Here is a 21,438-nt window from a genome sequence, read left to right on the forward strand (position 1 = left end):
CCTGACGCCCGCGTGACACACTGCGATGTGAGTAGATTTGTCGCACCCGCCTGGCTTTAATGGCTGTATCGACACGCAACCCAATCAGGAGGAAACATCAATGTCCAACACGATGAAAACGCTCGCCGTTGCCGGCGCTGTCGCCGCAGCCATGTCCGCACATGCCACCACAGCAAGCGCGGCATCCAAGGAAAAATGCTACGGCGTGGCGCTTGCCGGTCAGAATGATTGCGCAGCAGGCCCCGGCACCACATGCGCCGGCACATCCGTCACCGATTACCAGGGCAACGCCTGGACGCTGGTTGACGCAGGCACCTGCGCAGAGATGGAGCTGCCCGAAATGACCGACGGCTCCGCACGTATGGGCTCGCTCGAAGCGCTGGACCGCGACATGCCAGCCTAAGGCCCCTTGCGGCTTAAACCCCTCGCCTGTGCAGCACGGAGCATCCGGCTGCGCAGGCCCCTTACGCGACCCCTCGGATAGGGAGCCTCCCATGCCAGACGGAACCGCCCGTTTTGCCACCTTGCCCGCCAGTCCGGGCGTAGGATATAAACCCCAGCATTTCAAAGACCTGCAAGACGATCCTGGTCCGGTAGAATGGGTCGAAATCCATGCAGAGAATTACATGGGCGACGGCGGCCGCCCCCTTGCGCAGCTGCGCGCGCTGTCCGAAAAATTCGCCCTGTCGGTTCACGGTGTCGGCCTCAGCATCGGTGGCGAAATGCCACTGGATCGTGACCATCTGGCCCGTCTGAAAAAGCTGTGTGACGGGGCAAAGCCCGCCAGTTTTTCCGAACATCTGGCCTGGTCCACCCATGACAGCGAGTTTCTGAACGACCTGCTGCCCCTCCCCTATACGGAATCCACCCTGTCCCGCGTAGCTGACCATATCAAACAGGTTCAGGACACAATCGGGCGTCAAATGCTGCTGGAAAATCCCTCCAGCTACCTCGCCTTTGATGAATCCACCTTGTCTGAATGCGACTTTTTATCAGAAGTTACCCACCGAACATCCTGCGGTCTATTGCTGGATGTCAACAATGTGTTCATTTCGGCCCAAAACCTTGGTCTCGCGCCCCGCGACTACATCGACGCCTATCCGGTTGACGCCGTGGGCGAGCTTCACGTCGGCGGCCACGAAGAAGACAGCGTTGGGTTCAACCAGCCGCTTTTGATCGACAGCCACAGTCGCCCCGTTGTCGATCCCGTCTGGGATTTGCTGGCCTATACGCTGGATCGCACGGGCCCCAAGCCGGTGCTGGTGGAATGGGACAACGACGTGCCCGACTGGCCCACCCTGCGCGCAGAGGCCGTGCGGGCCGCAGATGTGTTGGCGCGATGACCACGCTTCGCCGATTTCGCGCGCCCTTACTCGACCCGACACAGGACCGCCCTGAAGGGCTGCGCGGTGCCGCTGGCGCACCGGCGGACACGCGCTATGACGTCTACCGTAACAACGTGACCCATTCCTTAATTGCAGCACTGCACAGCGCTTTTCCCTTGGTGCTCAAAGTATTAGGCACGCAGAATTTCGACCGGTTGGCCCCTGGCTACGTCCGTGCGCACCCGCCGAGCTCTCCGTTGATGATGCATTATGGCGCTGATTTTCCTGACTTTCTCGCCGCACAACCGCAATTGTCAAAAATGGGCTACCTGCCCGACTGCGCCCGCCTCGACCTTGCCCTGCGCCGATCCTACCACGCAGCCGACAGTGCGCCCTTTGATCTCGAAACGTTCCAGCAGCTTACGCCAGAAGAGATGATGCAAACACAGCTCATCCCCGCCCCTGCGACGGTTTTGCTGCGGTCAAGCTGGCCGCTTTTCGATATCTGGCGGTTCAACATGCAGGCCGATGCCCCCAAGCCGCAAATGCTGGCCCAAGACGTGTTGATAACCCGCCCCGAGTTTGACCCCGCCCCGCATCTGTTGCCCCCCGGCGGCGGCAATTGGTTCGCCGCATTGGCCGAAGGCGCAACACTCGACCAGGCCCATGACACCACGCTGGCGCTCGTGCCTGATTTCGATCTTGGTGCGGCCTTAGGGCTGTGCTTTGCAACTGGCGCATTTTGCGCAAAGAACGGCGGATAAGATGCTGAAGACCCTCACCCTTTATGACCGCGCCACCCACTGGATTTCAGCGCAGGACTGGCTGCTGCCGACGCTTGCACGGTTTCTATTTGCTGCTGTACTGATGCAATATTTCTTTGCCTCTGGCCTCACCAAACTCGACGGGTTGGTGACGCTGAGCACCGGTGCCTATGTCCAGATTTTCCCCCGCGCGTTCGAGGCGGCAGGCTATGACGCGACAGCGCTTTCGCCGCTGCACGGGCTGGTGGCCTATGCGGGGACGATGGCGGAATTTGTGCTGCCGGCGTTGATCGTGGTGGGGCTGTTCACGCGGCTTGCGGCCTTGGGGATGGTGGGGTTTGTAGTCCTGCAATCGCTCACGGATCTTTACGGTCACCAACAATGGAGCGCGCTTGGCCAGTGGTTTGACCGCCTGCCGGACGGGACCATTCTGGACCAGCGCGCGCTTTGGGTGCTGTTGTTGGTGGTGCTGGTGGTCAAGGGCGGCGGGCCGGTGGCGCTGGACCGTATTTTGCTGGCGCGCCGCCGCTGAGCATTACTGCGCGGCTTTGACCTCGGCTTGGGTCGTGTCATTCCAGCCGAGGAAAAGATCCTCCCCCGCGGCGATCAGCGGGCGTTTCATCAACGCGGGATGGGCGACCAAAAGTTCAAGCGGATCGGAGGCGCGTTCGGCATCGTCCAGACCACGCCATGTGGTGGAACGCGTGTTCACCAGTGCTGCGCCAAAGCGGGCATGAGCGCGGGCCAGCACCTCGGCGGGGACACCGTCTTGGCGGACATCGACCAGCTGCGCGTCGGGCAGCGCCTTGATCGCCTTGCGGCAGGTATCGCAGTTTTTCAGACCGTAGATCAGCATTCTCGTCTCACTTTTTCGGGTTTCATATGTCCTAGGATAATCGTGCGCTGCAAAATTTCTTGATTTTCGCCACGGGCGAACAACCTTTTACCGCATGGGGCGGCGAAAGCAATTTTCGGGCCTGCGACAGTGAGTAATGAGGAGCGTTGAGATATGCCTACGGGTACAGTCAAATGGTTTAACACCACCAAAGGATACGGATTTATCGCGCCAGAGAGCGGCGGGACGGATATTTTTGTTCATATTTCGGCAGTGGAACAGTCCGGTCTGACCGGTCTGGCGGACGATCAAAAAGTGTCTTTCGAAATGTCCGAGGGGCGCGACGGGCGTCAGATGGCGACGGAGCTGGAACTGCTGTAAAAAACCCGATGCCAGAGGGGCGCCGGATTTTCTGGTGGTTATTCGGCATCAAACGGGGCTGCGGCTTAGCGGCAGCCCTTTTCGCCCGGCACGCACGCATAGCTGGCGCGGCGCGGGTGATAGTGGCGGACCTTGTGCTTTTTCGGCGCGGGGTGCGACATCATCTGCTGATAGCTGGTGGCCGTGTTCGGCGTGCCGCAGCAGATCACGCCGGAGATCGTGACCGGCTGAAGCCCTACGGGGCAGAAGTTGGCGGAGGACGGATAGGCGTAGATATTGGGCTCTGCCGAGACCTGCGCGGGCAGCAAAACTGCGCCCATCAAACCCAATCCGGCGATCATTCCTGTTGTCAGACGCATCGTATCCCCCGTTCTTTTCAATTCCCTTTAATTTGCCCAGACTAAAGCGCCAAGTCTAGCTTTTTCGCCTTTTGGGGCTGGAGGCTGGCGGGATTGGCGGGGCGGGATTTGCGCCGCCGTCGGGACTCGGGTTACCCATGGGTAACTTAACCTATTGTTATTGTTTGTTTATTTTTTGTTATGGGTGCGTGCGGTGGGGTAGCGAACGCGGAATGCCGCGCATATTGCTGGGGATGAATGAGTTGACCTAGATTGGAACCGCCGCGCCCGAACCGAGGGGCGGGAAGCAAAGCGCCCGCCCCGTGGGGGCGGTTCGGGCGCTGCCCAATCGGAGATTGGGCATGGGTCAGTTTCGGATTTGTCTCTCACTAAATGAATCTATCAGGAAATCGCAAAATGCAAAGGTAAGGTTTACCACTAGTACCGCATGCCGTCTTACAGGCTTATGCCTAGCAACATGGCGGTCGCCTGATTTATTCGCTATTTCGTAAAATCCGGTAACCAGAGTAGAAAGGCCATTTAGAAGAGGCCTTAAAGAATCCTCAGTCGTAGATGATTGGTCCATGTTCGATGCTATAGCCAAGGCCTTATAGAGTTTCTTGATATCACCTTCAGTGTCCTTGAATTCCACGCCCTGCTTTTCGAGCGAGAGTTTCAGAAACCCTTCAATAACAGTGTAGCAAATCGTAATTGCACCATCGAAATCATTAGACTCTATTCGTGCCCTCGCTTTGGTCACTCTCTCTTCAAGGATCGGATGAGTTAACAGCAACTTTGTTGGTGAATTACCAAACACTAACTTGTTTGGCACGACCTGAAAGAAGATTGGCCCAGGGACGTGATCGTTTCCGTCATAGAAGCCAGGTCGGTAATCTTTATTCAGTTTGTAGCCGTCCTGAGCTAAAATTTTGGAAAACTGAAAAGCAATATTTTCGGCGTGATTTTCATCTTCGTCTAGCGCGTTAAATGCTTCCTCGATCACATCTTTCAGCCGATGTTGTCCGTTCATTGCAAGCAGCTTTTCCCGCACGAAAATATGTCGAGACGGAAACCCTGCACCGTACAGGTCCATCTCGCCATGGCCGTTGAAGAAATTTACTAGCTGCGGGCCAGAACGATATTCAGAGACCTGCGAGTCCCCAGAAATAATACCGACCAAAAATTCAATCGCTTTACTACCTATCTTCACCCATCAATCACTCCCTTAAACTCCCGCCATTCCCCCTTGCTCATGCCAGAGGTCTCCTGCGTGACGTCCTCACCTTTGACCATCCGGCGGATACACTCAAGAGCTGTATTGGACATAGTTGCGCCACCTAGACGGTAATCCTCGAAGGCGCGGTAGGCGGCGGGGACCCAGTCGGCGACGACGTTGCAGATGGCATCGGCATAGACGCGGATTTCGTATTGGGCGTGGGCGTCGGCGCGCAGACGCAGGAAGTGGAACAGGTTGTGCAGGTCCACCTTCCAGTACCATTGCGTGTAGATGTTTGAGGGCAGGTTCATCCGCGCCAGCTCTCGCGCCAGACCGTCCTGGGGTTCGCCGTCGGGGCCGGTTTCGGCAATCATCGCCTCGTAGTTGTCATAGGCGCGGTTGCTGTCGGATTTGAGGGTCTCGAGCACGCGGGCGGCCTCTGCCCCTTCGAGCACGCCACCGCGGCCTTGATTGTTCACCACGCTTTGCGCGTTCACATGGGCAGGTTCGGGGATGTAGAATTCGCGGTCAAGGATCGAATAGCGGGCGGAGTATTCGTTGACGTTGGCGGTCCGGTGACGGATCCACTGGCGCGCGACAAAGACGGGCAGTTTGACGTGGAGCTTGATCTCGCACATCTCGAAGGGGGTGGAGTGCCAGTGGCGCATCAGGTAGCGGATCAGGCCTTCGTCGTTTTGGACCGATTTCGTGCCACGGCCATAGCTGACGCGGGCCGCCTGACAGATCGCTTCGTCGTTGCCCATATAGTCGATGACGCGCACAAAGCCGTGGTCGAGCACGGGAATGGCCTTGTAGAGATGCGCCTCCATGCCTTCGGAGACGGCACGCAGGGTCTGTTTCGGCTCCGCCCGCAGGGCGTCGATTTCGGCTTGTTGGTCGGGGCTGATCGGCATGGGGGGCGTCCTGTCATATGGGCTTGGATTCGGAGTTTACTATATCCGGGGCAGCAATGCAGCAAGGCACAGGAACCGCCGTATGCGGTATTGTTTTTGGGATGCACTTTGCCGGCAAATACGCGTCGGGTGCGGTGTAGCGTTGACAGACGGGCGCGGGATTGGCGACTGTCGCGGCAATAAACAAGAAATTTTCGAGGCAGACAGTTATGAAATTCGGGACATCAGCGCTGGCGCTGTGCGTATTTATTGCAGCATGCGGCAACGGCACGCCGTTTAACGGCAAGGTAGACGTCGATACGGGCACGGACGGGAGCACGGGGGAAGACGACGGGGCCACATTGTCGCGTGAAGGGCTTCCGCCCGGGACGGCATCCCCTACCCCCAACGACAGCATCCGCCGGTCAGAGCCCGAGGATGACAACGGCAACGGCGAAGCCAAGGATTTCGCCTATAACGCGCAGGACGATACGTTCACGATTGATGGGCTCGCCTTTGACGGCGACAACGTTTACACGCGCGGCGCTTTGGTCAGCAGTCTTGGGCCGTTTGCAGTATATGAAGGCGCGGAGGTCGTGTCTGATAGCCAAACGGGCCAGCCGATCAACCAGTTCACCCACCGCGCGATCTATGGTGTCAGCAAGAACGTCGACGCCAGCGGCACGCCAAAGACCCAGTTCGCGATCGTGCGCACAGGGCAATACCAGAACTACGGTTTTGGCGGGTTCATCTACAAACGTGCCAATGGCGTCACGCTTGAGACGGCAAATGGTGCGCAGGGCATCTACACAGGGTCCACCGCCGGCATCCGCGATTTCAACGGCAAAAGCGGCATGCAGTACACCACGGGGACTTTGACCGTGCAGGTGGACTTTGGCGATTTCAACGATGGTGCCGGAACAGTGGGCGACGGCGTATCCGGAACGCTGTCGGATCGGCGAATCTATGATGTCGATGGCACCGACGTCACGAACGATGTAGTTGCAAACATCAACACGCAGAACGACGCTTCGATCGCCCGTCTGCCCGCGGCCTTGTTCAAGGTGGGCCCCGGCGCACTGGACGCCAATGGCGAGATCATCGGCACGCTCAACAGTAGCTTGGTCAACAACAACGGGGAAACAGTCGCTTACGAGAGCGGGAATTACTATGCCGTGATGGCAGGGGACGACAGCCAGGAGATCGTCGGCGTGCTGGTGCTTGAGAACGCGGCCGAGGAGACAGGCGTGACCGCACGCGACACCAGCGGGTTCATCATCTACCGCGAACCGACCCCCGTCACACCGTAAGCGCCGTGCGGATGGTGTTTCAGGGTTTGGTACGTACCGCGACTGTGGCGGTTCTTTGGGCCTGCGCAACAGGTGGGGCGGGGGCGGAGATCACGCTCTCCCCCGATCAGTTGCGCAACGCGGCGATCCGCAGCGTCGAGACGGGGGCCACGCAGCAAGGTTTGCGCTTTGCGGATGCGCTGCTGCAGCGCGATGCGGGGGATTTCAAGGCGCAGGTGGTACGTGCCCGTGCGCTGCGCGATCTGGGCCGGACGGATGACGCCATTGCCGCGGGGCGCAAGGCGTGGCGTATGTCTGATAGCGACAGTGAAAGATACGCAAGTGCGATGATTATGGCGCAAAGCCTGTCGTCGGCCGGGCATAAGACGCGAGCCCAGTTCTGGCTGCGCAGGGCAGCACAGCATGCCCCTGGCCCCCGCGCCCGCAAACAGGTGGAGCAACACTATAACTACGTGCGCCAGACCAATGCGCTTCATACCCAGCTGTCGTTCACGCTAGCCCCCAATTCCAACATCAACAACGGCAGCGCACGCGATACATCCGAACTGAATTATGTGGTCAGCGAAATTCTATTTGGCACGCCGGTGGAATATGTTCTGTCGGGCAGTGCGCAGGCGCTGTCGGGGATAGAATACGGGTTTGGGTTGAACACACGCTACCGGTTTCACCAGACGTCAACCAGCGCCCACGATCTGACACTGGGGCTGTCCTATCGGACGTTCTCCCTTTCTGACGGGGCCAAGGCGGATGCGCCGATGGTCGACGGGGGCGACTTTGCCTTTGGGACGGTGATGCTGGGGTATGGGTTCCGGCAGATCAATCTGGACGCACGCGGGGAGTTTCAAAGCTCTGCCCAGCTAGGGCAAAGCTGGTACGGGGGCGCGGAGTACGCATCCCGCCTGCGTGCTGGTGTCTCGCAGAGTTACCAAATCGCGCCACGTCAGAAAGCCATGCTATCACTGGCACACGAGATACAGGACGGTCAGCGCACCGTCGATCAGGAGACCACCAGCATTTCAGGGTCGTTTACGCAGAACCTGAACTCGGGCGATCTGGCCTACCTGGCACTGGGGGCGTCGGTCGCGACCTCGCCCGATGTAAATTCGGAGTATGACGAGGTTGAGGTGCGCGGTGCCTATGTATTCCGCGAGCCGGTCGCGGGTGCGGCGCTGCAACTGGGGATGGGCGTGGAAGTGCGTGATTACGATGTATCGCGCCACAGCGCGGACGGCCGTCAGGATAAACGCATCTTTGCCGATATCACCGCGACGTTCCAACAGTTTGACTATTACGGGTTCAACCCGTCGGCCACGCTGCAAGCCTCGCGTACGGACAGTAATATCAACCTTTATGACATCAACCGTGTGGGCATCAGCATCGGCATTAAATCTGCCTTCTGATCAAGGTTTTGTGTAGGCTATGGCCCCCTGCCCGCTGGCAACTGCTGCCAGCCGTGCTACTCTGCGTGTCGAAGATGAAAGCAAAGGAGCCGACCCCATGCCGATCAAATATTTGCACACGATGGTGCGCGTCAAAGATCTGGAGAAATCGCAAGCATTCTATGAGCTGCTGGGCCTGAAAGAGCGGCGCCGGATCGACAATGAGGACGGGCGGTTTTCGCTGATCTTCATGTGCCCTCCCGGGCAGGACGACGGCCATGCCGATGTGGAACTGACGTATAACTGGGACGGCGACGATGCGCTGCCGGACGACAGCCGCCATTTCGGGCATCTCGCCTATACCGTTGAGAATATTTACGAAACTTGCAAAATGCTGCAAGAAAACGGGATCACGATCAACCGGCCTCCGCGCGACGGGTATATGGCGTTTATCCGGTCTCCCGACAATGTGTCGGTTGAATTACTGCAAGAAGGTGACCGGCTTGAGCCGCAGGAACCCTGGGCCAGTATGGAAAATACCGGCCACTGGTAGACCGATGATCCGGACGGCTTTCCTTGCCACTGCGCTGGGCCTTGCACCTGCTACCCTATGGGCGGCGGAGTGCAGGCTGGCGCTGGTGCTGGCGATGGACGTGTCCAGTTCGGTCGATGCGGTCGAGGACCGTTTACAGCGTGGCGGGACCGCCGCCGCGCTGCTGTCCGACCCGGTGCGGCAGGCATTTTTCGCCAGCGATCTGCCGGTGGCGCTGGCGGTCTATGAATGGTCGGGGCGCTATAACCAGAAAATGGTGCTGGACTGGCGGATGATTAACACGCCCGATGATCTGATGCGCGCGGCGGGCGTGGTGGCGGGCAGCGCGCGCAGTCATAATGATTTCCCCACGGCGATGGGCTATGCGCTGGGCTTTGGCGCGGCGGTGATGGCGCAGGCACCGCTTTGTTTATACAAGACAATTGATCTGGCGGGTGACGGGCAGAACAACGAAGGATTTGGCCCGCAGCTGGCCTATCAGTCGTTTGATTTTGACGATGTGACGGTGAACGGATTGGTGGTAAATGCCGCCGATTTCGAGGCCGAGACAGGGTTGATCGCCTTTTATAAACGCGAGGTTTTGCACGGGCCCGGCGCGTTTTTGGTGATCGCCAACGGGTTCGAGGATTTTGAGCGCGCCATGCGGATCAAGCTGGAACGCGAGCTGACGCCTCCTGCGATCGGCGGCCTGCCTGTAGCCGAGGACGCGGGATGATCCGCGCCGGTGCTGTGGCTGCTGTCGGCGCAACGCTTTGGGCGTCGGCGGGTTTGGCGGACTGTCGGCAGGCTTTGGCGCTGGGGCTGGATGTGTCGGGGTCCGTTGATGCACGAGAGTATCACTTGCAATTGGATGGCGTCGCGGGGGCCTTGGACGACCCCTTGGTGCGCGCGGCGATCCTGTCGGCACCAGAGGCACCGGTGTCCCTGCTGGTCTATGAATGGAGCGGCCCGACAGACCAGCGCGTGATCGCACCCTGGCGGTCGATCACGGATGGTGCCGCCTTGCAGGAGGTGATTGACAGGTTGCGCCAGGTTGAACGCGCGGCAGCGTCGCCCGGGACCGCGCTTGGCGTGGCGATGGCGGCGGGGGCGGCGTATCTTGCGCAGCAGCCCAACTGTTTAAAGCACACGTTGGATATTTCAGGCGATGGCATCTCTAACCTTGGGCCCCGCCCTCGCGATGTGAAACAGCAGTTGGCTGGCAAAGACGTGACCGTGAATGCGCTGGTTATTGACCCGGCGGGGATTGATGCGCCCCTGACCGCGTATTTCGCGGCAGAGGTGGTCACCGGCCCCGCAGGTTTTGCCCTGCCCGCCGCGGGGTTTGACGCCTATCAATCGGCCATGACCACCAAGCTGCTGCGCGAACTGGCAGTGCTATCGCTGGCGCAACTGGCCGAATAGCATGCCCTCCCGCCGCACCGTTTAGTAGATATAGCGGATCTGGTCTGTCCAGTATCGTTCCATCCGTTTAAGAGAGCGGGTGATGTCATCCATGCCGGATGCGCCCAGCGCGCCCTTGTTCATCAGCCCGCTGGCGTGGCGGCCAAAAAGGTCCGAGACGACGCCGCTGATGTGACGCCCCTTGCCGGTCAGCCGCACCCGTACCGAGCGGCGGTCGATCTGGCAGCGTTGGTGGTGCATATAGCCCATATCCACCAGTTTTTTCAGATTATAGCTGACGTTGCTGCCCTGATAATAGCCGCGGCTTTTCAGCTCTCCGGCGGTGACTTCATTGTCGCCGACATTGAACAGCAGCAGCGCCTGCACCGGATTGATCTCAATCACGCCGACACGTTCGAATTCGTCCTTGATCACGTCCAGCAGCAAACGGTGCAATCGTTCCACCAGACCAAGTGCGTCCAGATAGCTTTGCATAAACCCCGCCTGAGACGGCGGAAGGGGGATGGGGTTTTGGATGCTCATATTCAACTCCGACATTGCGATTGGGGCGGAAGCTGAAGATAAAACTAAAATATATCGTTAAACTGGGCGGATGCCGACGCAGCGCGGCCGACATCCGTGGGGCAGACTGCGCCTAAAGCGGGTTTGCAGCCAGATGAGTCTGGATGTCCGCGATCAGCGCGGCAAAGGATTCAGGCGCGGGGGATTGACCCGTAACCCATTGATAAAGATCGTGATCATTTTCGCTTAGCATTTCGTCATAGAGCGACAGCGCGGCGTCATCCATCGCCGCAAGGCGGGTTGAGGCATAAGAAGGTAAAATGAGATCCATTTCCTTAATACCGCGCCGCATGGAGCGCATATGCAGACGTTTGACCTTGTGTTCGTGCAGCTCAGCCATGGGTGTTCCCTTTGAAAATCCGGCGTAGTTTCTTTTCGAGACGGCCCATTTGTTCCGCCCGTTTCAACATATCGGCGCGCATGTCGCGCAGTTCGATCAATGCTTCTTTGATGTTGTCATCCGAGGTCTGGGCATCATCGGGGGCGTCGATCCCGTCACCCTCGCCATTGATCAGCCACATCATCGACACGCCCAAAACGCCCGCGAGCGTCGCCAAGCGGTTGGCGCGGGGTTCGGACAGGTCGTCTTCCCAGCCGCGCAGGGTGGATTGTTTGATCCCCAAGCGCTTGGCAAGCGCGGCGTGCGTCATATCCGCATTCTCGCGCGCGGCAGCGACCCGGTCGCCAAAGGTTGCCACGTCGGATGCGTACCAGTCTTCGTTCTCGGCCATTGCGTCTCTCCTGTTTGGACCGATCTGGCTTGATCGGTGCGGGGGTGCGCCCTATGAGGGTGCTGCACACATATCAAACTGAGGCCGAAATGGAACTGCTGTCCAAGACCCTTGCGCGCGTAAAACCGTCGCCCACCATCGCCGTGACCCAAAAAGCAGCCGAGCTGAAGGCCGCAGGCAAGGATGTGATCGGGCTGGGTGCCGGAGAGCCGGATTTCGACACACCGCAGAACATCAAGGACGCAGGGATCGCCGCGATCACCGCGGGCAAGACCAAATACACCGCCGTTGACGGCATCCCAGAGCTGAAGCAGGCGATTTGCGCCAAGTTCAAGCGCGATAACGGGCTGGACTATAACCCGTCGCAGGTCAGCGTCGGCACGGGCGGCAAGCAGATCCTGTACAACGCGCTGATGGCCACCATGAACCCCGGCGAAGAGGTCGTGATCCCCGCGCCCTATTGGGTCAGCTACCCCGATATGGTGCTGTTGGCCGGTGGCACGCCGGTGATCGCGCCTGCCACGCTGGAGAACGACTTCAAGCTCACCCCTGAAGGGCTGGAAGAGGCGATCACGCCCAATACTAAATGGTTCATCTTCAACTCGCCCTCGAACCCCACGGGCGCGGGGTATAGCTGGGACGAACTGAAGGCGCTGACGGATGTGTTGATGCGGCACCCCCATGTCTGGGTGATGACCGACGATATGTATGAACATCTGGCCTATGATGATTTCAAATTCTGCACACCCGCGCAGGTGGAGCCCGCGCTTTATGACCGTACGCTGACGGTCAACGGTGTGTCCAAAGCCTATGCCATGACCGGCTGGCGTATCGGCTATGCTGCGGGGCCGGAAAAGCTGATCGGCGCGATGCGCAAGGTACAGTCGCAATCCACGTCGAACCCCTGCACCGTCAGCCAGTGGGCCGCAGTAGAAGCGCTGAATGGCACGCAGGATTACATTGCAGAGAATAACAAGATGTTCACCCGCCGCCGCAATCTGGTGGTGGACATGCTGAACGAGATCAACGGCGTGATCTGTCCCAAACCCGAAGGCGCGTTCTATGTCTATCCGTCCATCGCAGGGCTGATCGGCAAGACCACCAAATCTGGCGTCACCATCACAGATGACGAAGTCTTTGCCACGGCCTTGCTGGAAGACACCGGCGTTGCCGTGGTGTTTGGCGCGGCTTTCGGGCTTAGCCCGAACTTCCGTATCAGCTATGCTACCTCGGATGAGGCACTGAAAGAGGCCTGCACGCGTTTGCAGAAATTCTGCGCCGCGTTAAGCTAAGCCGGACCCAAAAGGAGCCGCCATGTCGAGCGATCTGCCAGAGTATTACTTTCGCGTGCGCGAGAATGGCGCGGCTGTGTTTCGTGTGGACGCAGAAAACCGACAGCGCCGGATCGAGATGGACCAGATCGCCGTTGTGAATATCCGCAACGGCGAGATCAAGCCGCAGGGCGACCGTGTGCTGTCGGACGGTGATATCGAGCGTATCCGCCAGTGGATGAACGCGCGCGCACAGGTCCTGGCGCAGCGCGACATTGACGACATTCACCGCGCTGTTGATCACCTCAACCTGACCACGCAGTGGGTGCAGTCAAAGGCCACAGATGAACAGCTTGATGCCGTGACGGATGCGCTGCTTTTGGCGATGCATGATCTGCGCAGCACGCTGGTGCGCAAGAAAGCCGACCGGCTGCCCTAAGCTGCCGGTCGCGGGTGTCGTTACGCGGCTGTGGGTGCGGTTGGCCCCAGCCGTTTCAGCACGCTGCCCCAGAAGCGTGCGTTCAGCAGGATTGCCGCCACCCCAAGGCCAAAGACCAGCCCGAGCCAGACCCCCACCCCTTCGAGGTCGAAGACAAAGCCCAGCAGATACGACGCTGGCATGCCCACAATCCAATAGCTAAAGCCAGCAAGGATCATCGGCACCGTGGTATCCTGCACCCCGCGCAGAATGCCCAAGGCCACGGCCTGCGCGCCATCGACAAGCTGGAACAGCGACGCCATCGCCAGCAGTGCCACGCCGATCGCAAGGATCTGTTCGCGGGCGGGTTCATCACGCTGCATGAACAGGTTGATCAGGGGTTCGGGCCATATCACGAAGACAAAAATCGTGACCACCGCTACCAGCGCCGACATCACTGTCGCCATGATCGCACCACGCGCCAGATGCGCCGGATCGCGGCGGCCATAGGCATTACCCGCACGGATGGTTGCCACATTGCTGATGCCGAGGTGCACCATAAAGGTGATCGACGCCAGCTGCAGCGCAATGCCGTGGGCGGCGAGTGCCACCGTGCCCAACCACCCCATCATGACGGCGCTGGCAGCAAACAGCCCGACCTCGCTTAGGCCGGTGAATCCGATGGGCAGGCCCAGACGGAACACGCGGGCCAGCATCTCCCAATCGGGGCGCCAGAGACGGACAAACATCTGGTGTTGCGGCATTTTCCACAAAACATAGATCACCACGGCGACCAGCGACACGCTGTGCGAGGTGACAGAGGCAAGGGCCGCACCGCGCACGCCCAGTTCGGGCGCGCCCCAGTTGCCAAAGATGAACGCGTAGTTGGCCAACACATTCGCAACGCCTGCCAGCAGCGTGATCCACAGCACGACCTGAGTCCGCTCCAGCGCAGCAAGGTAGCTTTTGAGCACCATGACCATCAGCGCGGGGAAGATGCCCCAGCCTGCAATAAACAGATAGCCGTCCACCATATCGGCCAGCGCCTGATCCTGCCCCATCAGCGCCATGATGGGCCGCGACCAGATCATCAGCGGCAGCGCCAGCACGGCAAAGCCCATCGACAGCCACATGCCCATACGCGTGGCGCGGCGCAGGCCGATCTCGTCTCCTTCGGCGTCAAAGGCGGCGACCAGCGGCATCACGCCCCATGCAAAGCCCGAGCCAAAGATCAGCAGCACAAAGAAATAGGTGCTGGCAAGGGTCACAGCGGCAAGCGCTTCGACGCTGTACCAACCCGCCATAATCGTATCAGAGACCCCGATCGCGATCTGCCCCAGATGCCCGCCCACAAGCGGAAGCCCCATCACGGTGATGGCTCGGGCGTGGCCCGGATATGTCATGTGTTTTCTCATCCGCCTTTCCTACGCCGGAGCCGCCGCCAAGGAAAGGGCCGATGGCCTTGGGGTGGCGCTGCCAGACGGGCTTGCACGCTGACGCTGCGCGGGCCACAGTCCGGTCAACGGGGCCAAAGGGTCCGTGTTGAACCGTAGCGATCTGCCGCAGCCCATCGCCGGCGGGCAGCCAAGGTATCGGCGCGCAGGCCTTGCCCAGGACAGTGATGAAAGGAAGACGTGATGACCGCCCATTGGACCGAAACCACAGAGCTGAACGGCAACCCGTTCTTTATCCGCCACTGGGGAGACAAGGATGCCCCCAAACTGCTGATGTTGCACGGCTTTCCAGAATACTCCGGCGCGTGGAACGATCTGGCCCCGCTGCTGGCCGACCGGTTTCACTGCATCGCCCCCGACCAGCGCGGCTATGGTCAAAGTTGGCGACCCACAGAGGTAGAGCACTATAAAACCGCAAAGCTGGTGTCGGATATGGTGGCCCTGATCGGGGATGAACCGGTGATCTTGCTGGGCCATGACTGGGGGGCCTCTGTCGCCTATGCCCTGACCATCGGGCGGCCTGATCTGGTGTCGAAGCTGATCATCATGAACGGCGTCCACCCTGCCCCGTTCCAGCGCGAGCTTGCCAAGGGGGGCGCGCAGACGGACGCGTCGCAATACATCCATTTCATGCGCCGCGACGGGTCCGAGGATATTCTGGCCGCCGATGATTTCGACAAGCTCATGGGGCTGTTTTCAGCGCATATGGATATGAGCTGGCTCAAGGGGGATACGCTGGCGGGGTACAAGGGCGCATGGCGTGATGCAGCGGGTTTGCGCGGGATGGTGAACTGGTACCGCGCCTCACCGCTGAAGCTGGGCGACGCAGGCGAGGCGATTGACGACGCGCTGAGCTTTGATCCTGCGCGGTTGCAGGTCCGCTGCCCGCACCTGTTGGTCTGGGGGACGGACGATACCGCGCTGCTGCCCGAAACGACCCGCGGGCTTGAGGAGTACGCCGCAGACCTGACCCGCGTCACCATCGACGGGGCCGACCACTGGCTGCACCACCAAAAACCAGAGGAAGTGGCCAAGGCGATCCTCGACTGGCTTTAGGCCGCGCCTGCCCCGCGGGCTGCGTCATTTGCGGGCGCGGCTGAACACCATCTTTTGCTGGTGCAGATCTGCAGGGTCGCCCATCCAGGCATAGGCCAGCAGCGCCGGTTCGCGGTCCCCCACCGTGATCCGGTGCAGATGTTCCGGCGGGTTAAAGATCATCGAGCCGGGCACATAGACGCCCTGATGGTTTTCCGACACCGCGCCGGACAGACACACGTAGCTTTCGGTGATCCCCTTATGGGCATGCGACGGATAGGTGCAGCCCGGCGCAAAAAGCACGACACCCAGAATGATATCATGGCTGACGACCGGCCCCTGCGCCCCCGCCAGTTCGGCATAGGCATAGCTGTTGGTCAGCCCTTTGGGGACTTTCTCGTAGCCGTATTGCCAGCTTAGATCATGGGCTATCGCATCCAGCGCCCGCACCGCCGGTGCCAAAGCACCCTGTTTGCCTTCGTCAAGCGCGCGACGCAGATGCGCTGTCACGGGTTTTACGGCAGGCGGTTGCAAGCGCAGCTCTGCGTTGCCGCGAAGCAGCCGCGCAATGGCCTCGCGGGCTTTGCGCTGGTGGCTTTTGATCCGGTCGCTGCCCCCTGCGGGAAGATAGCGATACAGCTCGTCACATTCCTGCATCATATAGCGCCAGTCAGGCACGTCGCGCAGGGTGGTGGGCACAGTGGTGTCAAACGTCATAGTGGGCCTTCCGACGGTTTCGTGCACCAATGATACCAAAGGCACAGGCGCAGGAAACACCGCTTTGCGACGTCATCCGCCCTTCCCCCGACCATGGCGCTCTGGCATAGTGGCAGGCTCAACAAAAGCAACAGACAGGCAGGCCCCTACATGTCCGATCTTCTTTCCGGTGCGCAGACCAACGCCAAGGAATATGATGCCTCATCCATTCAGGTACTTGAGGATATGGAGCACGTGCGCCTACGCCCGGGCATGTACATCGGGGGCAAGGACGACCGCGCGCTGCACCATATGGTCGCGGAAATCATCGATAACTCGATGGATGAGGCGGTCGCGGGCCATGCCACCTGGATCGAACTGGAACTGCACGAGAACGGCCATGTCACCGTGCGCGACAACGGGCGTGGCATCCCCACCGATCCGCACCCCAAAGACCCTAGCAAATCCGCGCTTGAGATCATCTTTTGTACGCTGAATGCGGGCGGCAAATTCTCGGGCGATTCGTATGAAACCTCGGGCGGTCTGCACGGGGTCGGGTCATCGGTGGTCAACGCCCTGTCCGATCACCTGCGGGTCGAGGTCGCACGCAATCGCGAGCTTTTCGCGATGGAGTTTTCGCGCGGCATCCCCCAAGGCAAGCTCGAGAAAATCGGCGCGGCCCCGAACCGGCGCGGCACGGCTGTCACCTTCAACCCCGACCCCGACATCTTTGGCGCGCTCAAGCTCAAGCCTGCGCGCTTGTTCGCGATGGCACGGTCCAAGGCCTATTTGTTTTCCGGCGTCGAAATTCGCTGGAAAACCGCCCAGACCGACGGCGACACCCCGCAAGAGGCGACGTTCCACTTTCCCGGCGGCCTGTCGGACTATCTGAACGAAACGCTGAAAGGATCGACGACCTACGCTGAACACCCTTTCGGCGGCACCGTCGACTTTCGCGAGAAGTTCAATGCGCCGGGCAAGGTCGAATGGTCGATCAACTGGACGCCATCGCGCGACGGGTTCATCCAGTCGTATTGTAACACCATCCCCACCCCCGAAGGCGGCACCCACGAGGCCGGTTTCTGGTCCGCGATCCTGAAGGGCGTCAAAGCGTATGGCGAACTGGTCGGCAACAAAAAGGCCGCCACCATCACCCGCGACGACCTGATTACCGGCGGCTGTGCGCTGGTGTCGTGCTTTATCCGCGAGCCTGAATTCGTCGGCCAAACCAAAGACCGGTTGGCCACGGTGGACGCGCAGCGCATGGTGGAAAACGCCGTGCGCGACCACTTTGACAACTGGCTGGCAGCGGATACCAAATCGGCAGGTGCGATCCTTGATTTTCTGGTGCTGCGCGCCGAAGAACGCCTGCGCCGCCGTCAGGAAAAGGAAACCGCCCGCAAGACTGCCACCAAGAAGCTGCGCCTGCCCGGCAAGCTGACCGACTGTACATCAAAAACCCGCGAAGGCACCGAGCTGTTCATCGTGGAGGGCGACTCCGCTGGCGGCTCTGGCAAGGGCGCGCGCAACCGCGTGAACCAGGCGTTGCTGCCGCTGAAGGGCAAAATTTTGAACGTGCTGGGGGCGGCCTCGGGCAAGCTGAACACCAATGCCGAGATCAACGATCTGTGCGAAGCGTTGGGTGTGGGCATGGGCAGCAAATTCGTGCTGGACGACCTGCGCTACGACAAGATCATCATCATGACCGATGCGGACGTCGACGGTGCCCATATCGCGGCCCTGCTGATGACGTTCTTTTACACCCAGATGCGCCCGATGATCGACGCCGGCCACCTCTACCTCGCCTGCCCGCCGCTGTACCGTCTGACGCAAGGGGCAAAACGGGTCTATGTGTCTGACGACGCAGAGAAAGACATGTGGCTGGAAAAAGGTCTGGGCGGCAAAGGCAAGATCGACCTGCAACGCTTTAAGGGTCTGGGCGAGATGGACGCGAAGGACCTGAAAGAAACCACGATGGACCCCAACACCCGCAAGCTGATCCGCGTCACCGTCGACGAAGACATGCCCGGAGAGACCAGCGATCTGGTCGAGCGCCTGATGGGCAAAAAGCCCGAGCTGCGGTACCAGTATATTCAGGAGAACGCCCAGTTTGTGGAGGAGCTGGATGTTTGACCTTAAGGATCACATTCCGACCTACCAAAAGCTGATGCGACCGGTTCTGAAATCTGCGGAAGGTGGCCCCCGAAAGATATCGGAAGTTGTGGAAGAAATCTCCAACTCATTGAACTTGTCGAGCGAGCAACGAGAACTTTTACTTCCCAGTGGCAAACAGACCGTAATTGCTAACCGCATACACTGGGCGAGGTCTTACCTAAAACAGGCTGGGCTTGTAAAAAACACCCAGCGGGGTTGGTTCGAGTTAACTGAAACTGGTTTTGCGGCGCTCAAAGACGCTAGCCGCGAAATAGACGTCAAATATCTGGAACAGTACGAAGCATTTCAAGAGTTTCGTCAGCGATCAAACAAGACCGATGACTTGGAGGTTTCTGATACAACTGCGGATAAAGACGAAACGCCGGACGAACAAATTGAGGATGCCCTCAAACGTTGGAACAAAACTCTTTCAAGCAGTTTATTGAAAGCCACACAAGAAGCCTCACCCGCGTTTTTTGAACAACTCATTGTCGAATTATTAATTGGCATGGGATACGGAGGTTCGTCAGAAAACGCCGGTCGTGCACTTGGGAAGTCAGGTGACAACGGTATTGATGGTGTAATTGATCAAGATCCTCTTGGCGTTGACCAGATATACATCCAAGCAAAGCGGTATGCTTCCGAAAATGTTGTTGGGTCTGGTGATATCAGAGATTTTTTTGGTGCTTTGAGCATCCATAAAGCAACCAAAGGTATATTTGTAACCACCTCAAAGTTCACCACTTCCGCCAAGGAAACCACAAAAGCATTAGGAGGCCGCATCGTGCTAATTGATGGTGAAAGGCTGGCAAACTTGATGATCACTTACGGAATCGGATGTCGCCAAAAATCAGTCGTTAGGCTGATGGAACTGGACGAAACCTTTTTTGACGAAGTTTGATTTTGAAAGCGACATAGGTACGGCGTCACGCCCGAGGCCCCTGCCTCGGACCGCGCCCCCCGTCCGGGGCTCCGCCCGTTCGGCCCTGAAACCTTCCCCCGGAAGGTTTCCGAGACGGGTCTCACCCCCAAAATACCCCTTGATCCCCCACCCGCTTTCACTCAACGTTTCTTTATGATCCGCGCCTTCATCCTCCTTATCTTTCTTGCCTCCTGCGGGCGGCCGTTGACGGAGAACGAGATGCTGTTTGCCGGCGACATCATGGGCGACACGCTGAATTATCCCAAGGTGCGGCTGCGTGACGGGTCGCCCTCGCGGGGGGTGACGATGACGCGCAAGGCGCGGCCGCGCACGACCTGTCGCGAACGTATTCTGCCGCCCGAAAAAGTGGGCGAGGTGATCACCACCAAACCCGCGGCGGTGGCGCTGTGGAACACGGTGCTGTTTGACGAGGACTGGTATCTGGACGATTATCTGCCCGATTACCCCGACCGGATCGGGCTGATCGCGACGATGATCTTTGCGCATGAGCTGACCCATATCTGGCAATGGCAGAACCGCAAGACGACGGGCTACACCCCGCTGCGTGCGGCTTTTGAGCATGGCGGCAGGGCTGATCCGTACCTTTTTGATCTTGAAAGCGACCCGCAGTTTCTGGATTTCGCCTATGAGCAGCAAGGCTCCATCGTCGAGGAATTCGTCTGCTGCCGTGCGTTGGACCCGCAGGCCCCACGGACGCAACGGCTGCACGCGCTGATCTCGCAGGTCATGCCTGTAGCCCCCCTGCCCCAAAGCCGCGCCTCTGCTGTGCGGATGCCGTGGGACGGGGTCGAAGTGAACGGGATTTGTGGTTAACGCTGGATGCTTTCGAGATAAACCAGCAGACCGGCAAGGACGCGTGGCGTCGGCGTCAATTGTCCGTCGAGATCGACCGGCACCAGATCCAGCGCCATGCCCTCGCCAAAGTTCGGCATCACCCGTTTCAGGTGAGACCCGCCGAAATCATCGTCAGGATCGCCATAGATATAGGCCAGCGTCTTGGTCTGCGGGAACCGTCCGCCGTTGTCGCGCGCCAGCAAGGTCAGGTCGCGTGGGTGCGGCTGCATGCCTTTGGCAGCCGCGCCGTCGCCTTGCGCGTTACGCCCGTGGCATTGCACGCAGTTCTGCGCGAAGAACGCGGCCCCTTCGGCACGGTCGGGGGCGTCGGGCATCGGCTTGGCGGGCATACAGGCGGCAAGGCCCAACAAGAGCGTCACGCCAAGGGCTGTGGTGGTTTTTGTCATATGATCCTCCGGTAGGTCATTGGGATGCTTGCCCTTGGTACGGGTCTTCGCCATGATCCAGATCAAGTAATTGAATTAATTTGGGCATATCATGGCACATTATGCAATCGTGATGCTGTTGGCCGGGATCGGTATTCCTGTTCTGGCCGCGTTGAACGCCGGTCTCGGCAGCCGGATCGGGTCACCTGCGGCGGCGGCAACGGTGCTGTTTGTGGTGGCTTTCACGGTCAGTCTGGTGGTGGCGATGCTGGTCGGGCGACAGGGGTTTGCGCAGATCCCCGCGGCCCCGAAACACCTGCTGCTGGCCGGTTTTCTAGTGGCCTTCTACATCTTGTCGATCACCTTTATCGCGCCGCATTTCGGCGTGGGCAACGCGGTGTTCTTTGTCTTGGTGGGGCAGCTGTTCAGCGCGGCTGCGATTGACCATTTCGGCCTGTTCGGCGCGCAGGTGTCGCCCTTGGGTGCCGCGCGCGCCGGCGGTATCGCGGTGATGTGCGCCGGCGTGTGGCTGACCCAGCAGGCCTGATAGCAGCGCG

At 59.6% G+C, this 21,438-nt stretch carries 27 protein-coding genes; 17 read left to right on the forward strand and 10 right to left on the reverse strand.

What is annotated here, in order from left to right:
- The first annotated feature begins 100 nt into the window (after positions 1-100).
- From E5180_RS07455 to E5180_RS07470, 4 genes are all read left to right on the forward strand, one after another.
- The gene (locus E5180_RS07455; RefSeq protein ID WP_138923824.1) at positions 101-403 is read left to right on the forward strand and encodes a BufA1 family periplasmic bufferin-type metallophore; all 303 of its coding nucleotides are present in this window, start codon (positions 101-103) and stop codon (positions 401-403) included.
- A gap of 91 nt (positions 404-494) precedes the next feature.
- A complete protein-coding gene (gene bufB / locus E5180_RS07460; RefSeq protein ID WP_138923825.1) occupies positions 495-1,343 on the forward strand; it encodes an MNIO family bufferin maturase in 849 nt (282 codons plus the stop codon).
- Entirely contained in the window at positions 1,340-2,089 is a 750-nt protein-coding gene (locus tag E5180_RS07465; protein WP_138923826.1) for an HvfC/BufC N-terminal domain-containing protein, read from the forward strand. Before bufB ends, E5180_RS07465 begins: the two co-directional genes overlap by 4 nt.
- Before the next feature lies 1 nt (position 2,090).
- Positions 2,091-2,621 (forward strand): DoxX family protein, encoded by a 531-nt coding sequence (locus tag E5180_RS07470; protein ID WP_138923827.1) that lies wholly within the window; start codon positions 2,091-2,093, stop codon positions 2,619-2,621.
- 3 nt (positions 2,622-2,624) lie between these two features.
- On the opposite strand, the gene E5180_RS07475 is transcribed toward E5180_RS07470, so the two are convergent.
- Positions 2,625-2,945 (reverse strand): arsenate reductase family protein, encoded by a 321-nt coding sequence (locus E5180_RS07475; RefSeq protein ID WP_138923828.1) that lies wholly within the window; start codon positions 2,943-2,945, stop codon positions 2,625-2,627.
- A gap of 153 nt (positions 2,946-3,098) precedes the next feature.
- Here E5180_RS07475 and E5180_RS07480 point away from each other — a divergent pair, with 153 nt between their 5' ends.
- Positions 3,099-3,305 (forward strand): cold-shock protein, encoded by a 207-nt coding sequence (locus E5180_RS07480; protein WP_138923829.1) that lies wholly within the window; start codon positions 3,099-3,101, stop codon positions 3,303-3,305.
- Between the two features lie 65 nt (positions 3,306-3,370).
- Here the strand turns inward: E5180_RS07480 and E5180_RS07485 are convergent, their stop codons facing one another.
- From E5180_RS07485 to thyX, 3 genes are all read right to left on the reverse strand, one after another.
- Complete coding sequence (locus tag E5180_RS07485) at positions 3,371-3,664, reverse strand: hypothetical protein (RefSeq protein ID WP_254700562.1); 294 nt, start codon at positions 3,662-3,664, stop codon at positions 3,371-3,373.
- A 346-nt stretch (positions 3,665-4,010) separates the two neighbouring features.
- On the reverse strand, positions 4,011-4,853 hold the full coding sequence (locus tag E5180_RS07490; protein ID WP_138923830.1) for an abortive infection family protein: 843 nt from the start codon (positions 4,851-4,853) through the stop codon (positions 4,011-4,013).
- The gene (gene thyX, locus E5180_RS07495) at positions 4,850-5,773 is read right to left on the reverse strand and encodes an FAD-dependent thymidylate synthase (RefSeq protein WP_138923831.1); all 924 of its coding nucleotides are present in this window, start codon (positions 5,771-5,773) and stop codon (positions 4,850-4,852) included. The genes E5180_RS07490 and thyX overlap by 4 nt, the downstream gene beginning before the upstream one ends.
- 209 nt (positions 5,774-5,982) lie before the next feature.
- Between thyX and E5180_RS15910 the strand changes: the two genes are divergently transcribed.
- The 5 genes from E5180_RS15910 (at position 5,983) to E5180_RS07520 (ending at position 10,398) form a co-directional block, all read left to right on the forward strand.
- Positions 5,983-7,062 carry a hypothetical protein gene (locus tag E5180_RS15910; RefSeq protein WP_254700563.1) on the forward strand — a complete coding sequence of 360 codons (1,080 nt, stop codon included), beginning with the start codon at positions 5,983-5,985 and terminating at the stop codon, positions 7,060-7,062.
- Between the two features lie 26 nt (positions 7,063-7,088).
- Positions 7,089-8,462: a surface lipoprotein assembly modifier gene (locus tag E5180_RS07505; protein ID WP_171048919.1), complete on the forward strand. Its 1,374-nt coding sequence runs from the start codon at positions 7,089-7,091 to the stop codon at positions 8,460-8,462.
- Between the two features lie 97 nt (positions 8,463-8,559).
- Positions 8,560-8,994, forward strand: a complete 435-nt coding sequence (locus E5180_RS07510) for a VOC family protein (protein ID WP_005852400.1) — start codon at positions 8,560-8,562, stop codon at positions 8,992-8,994.
- A 4-nt stretch (positions 8,995-8,998) separates the two neighbouring features.
- On the forward strand, positions 8,999-9,709 hold the full coding sequence (locus E5180_RS07515) for a DUF1194 domain-containing protein (protein ID WP_138923833.1): 711 nt from the start codon (positions 8,999-9,001) through the stop codon (positions 9,707-9,709).
- The gene (locus E5180_RS07520; RefSeq protein WP_138923834.1) at positions 9,706-10,398 is read left to right on the forward strand and encodes a DUF1194 domain-containing protein; all 693 of its coding nucleotides are present in this window, start codon (positions 9,706-9,708) and stop codon (positions 10,396-10,398) included. Before E5180_RS07515 ends, E5180_RS07520 begins: the two co-directional genes overlap by 4 nt.
- A gap of 21 nt (positions 10,399-10,419) precedes the next feature.
- Here the strand turns inward: E5180_RS07520 and E5180_RS07525 are convergent, their stop codons facing one another.
- From E5180_RS07525 to E5180_RS07535, 3 genes are all read right to left on the reverse strand, one after another.
- A complete protein-coding gene (locus tag E5180_RS07525) occupies positions 10,420-10,920 on the reverse strand; it encodes a MarR family winged helix-turn-helix transcriptional regulator (RefSeq protein ID WP_138923835.1) in 501 nt (166 codons plus the stop codon).
- A 112-nt stretch (positions 10,921-11,032) separates the two neighbouring features.
- A complete protein-coding gene (locus tag E5180_RS07530; protein ID WP_138923836.1) occupies positions 11,033-11,299 on the reverse strand; it encodes a succinate dehydrogenase assembly factor 2 in 267 nt (88 codons plus the stop codon).
- Positions 11,292-11,690, reverse strand: a complete 399-nt coding sequence (locus E5180_RS07535) for a helix-turn-helix domain-containing protein (protein WP_138923837.1) — start codon at positions 11,688-11,690, stop codon at positions 11,292-11,294. The genes E5180_RS07530 and E5180_RS07535 overlap by 8 nt, the downstream gene beginning before the upstream one ends.
- A gap of 89 nt (positions 11,691-11,779) precedes the next feature.
- On the opposite strand from E5180_RS07535, the gene E5180_RS07540 reads away from it, so the two are divergent.
- Together E5180_RS07540 and E5180_RS07545 are read left to right on the forward strand one after the other, a co-directional pair.
- Positions 11,780-12,982, forward strand: coding sequence for a pyridoxal phosphate-dependent aminotransferase (locus E5180_RS07540; protein WP_138925152.1), 1,203 nt, complete (start codon positions 11,780-11,782; stop codon positions 12,980-12,982).
- A 22-nt stretch (positions 12,983-13,004) separates the two neighbouring features.
- Positions 13,005-13,400, forward strand: coding sequence for a hypothetical protein (locus tag E5180_RS07545; RefSeq protein ID WP_093733281.1), 396 nt, complete (start codon positions 13,005-13,007; stop codon positions 13,398-13,400).
- Between the two features lie 20 nt (positions 13,401-13,420).
- Here E5180_RS07545 and E5180_RS07550 read toward each other — a convergent pair whose 3' ends face one another.
- Positions 13,421-14,794, reverse strand: coding sequence for an MATE family efflux transporter (locus tag E5180_RS07550; protein WP_138923838.1), 1,374 nt, complete (start codon positions 14,792-14,794; stop codon positions 13,421-13,423).
- A gap of 222 nt (positions 14,795-15,016) precedes the next feature.
- On the opposite strand from E5180_RS07550, the gene E5180_RS07555 reads away from it, so the two are divergent.
- On the forward strand, positions 15,017-15,889 hold the full coding sequence (locus E5180_RS07555; RefSeq protein WP_138923839.1) for an alpha/beta fold hydrolase: 873 nt from the start codon (positions 15,017-15,019) through the stop codon (positions 15,887-15,889).
- A 24-nt stretch (positions 15,890-15,913) separates the two neighbouring features.
- On the opposite strand, the gene E5180_RS07560 is transcribed toward E5180_RS07555, so the two are convergent.
- Positions 15,914-16,585 carry a dimethylsulfonioproprionate lyase family protein gene (locus E5180_RS07560; protein ID WP_138923840.1) on the reverse strand — a complete coding sequence of 224 codons (672 nt, stop codon included), beginning with the start codon at positions 16,583-16,585 and terminating at the stop codon, positions 15,914-15,916.
- 150 nt (positions 16,586-16,735) lie between these two features.
- Here E5180_RS07560 and E5180_RS07565 point away from each other — a divergent pair, with 150 nt between their 5' ends.
- The 3 genes from E5180_RS07565 to E5180_RS07575 all read left to right on the forward strand — a co-directional run bounded on the left by E5180_RS07565 (position 16,736) and on the right by E5180_RS07575 (position 20,474).
- On the forward strand, positions 16,736-18,697 hold the full coding sequence (locus E5180_RS07565; protein ID WP_138923841.1) for a DNA gyrase/topoisomerase IV subunit B: 1,962 nt from the start codon (positions 16,736-16,738) through the stop codon (positions 18,695-18,697).
- Complete coding sequence (locus E5180_RS07570; protein ID WP_206338737.1) at positions 18,690-19,619, forward strand: restriction endonuclease; 930 nt, start codon at positions 18,690-18,692, stop codon at positions 19,617-19,619. The genes E5180_RS07565 and E5180_RS07570 overlap by 8 nt, the downstream gene beginning before the upstream one ends.
- A gap of 174 nt (positions 19,620-19,793) precedes the next feature.
- Entirely contained in the window at positions 19,794-20,474 is a 681-nt protein-coding gene (locus E5180_RS07575) for a hypothetical protein (protein WP_138923842.1), read from the forward strand.
- Here the strand turns inward: E5180_RS07575 and E5180_RS07580 are convergent.
- Entirely contained in the window at positions 20,471-20,956 is a 486-nt protein-coding gene (locus E5180_RS07580) for a c-type cytochrome (protein WP_171048920.1), read from the reverse strand. The genes E5180_RS07575 and E5180_RS07580 overlap by 4 nt on opposite strands.
- A gap of 37 nt (positions 20,957-20,993) precedes the next feature.
- Here E5180_RS07580 and E5180_RS07585 point away from each other — a divergent pair, with 37 nt between their 5' ends.
- Positions 20,994-21,428: a DMT family transporter gene (locus tag E5180_RS07585; protein ID WP_138923844.1), complete on the forward strand. Its 435-nt coding sequence runs from the start codon at positions 20,994-20,996 to the stop codon at positions 21,426-21,428.
- Positions 21,429-21,438 lie beyond the last annotated feature (10 nt).

This window comes from Sulfitobacter sp. BSw21498 (genome assembly GCF_006064855.1).
GTDB lineage: Bacteria > Pseudomonadota > Alphaproteobacteria > Rhodobacterales > Rhodobacteraceae > Sulfitobacter.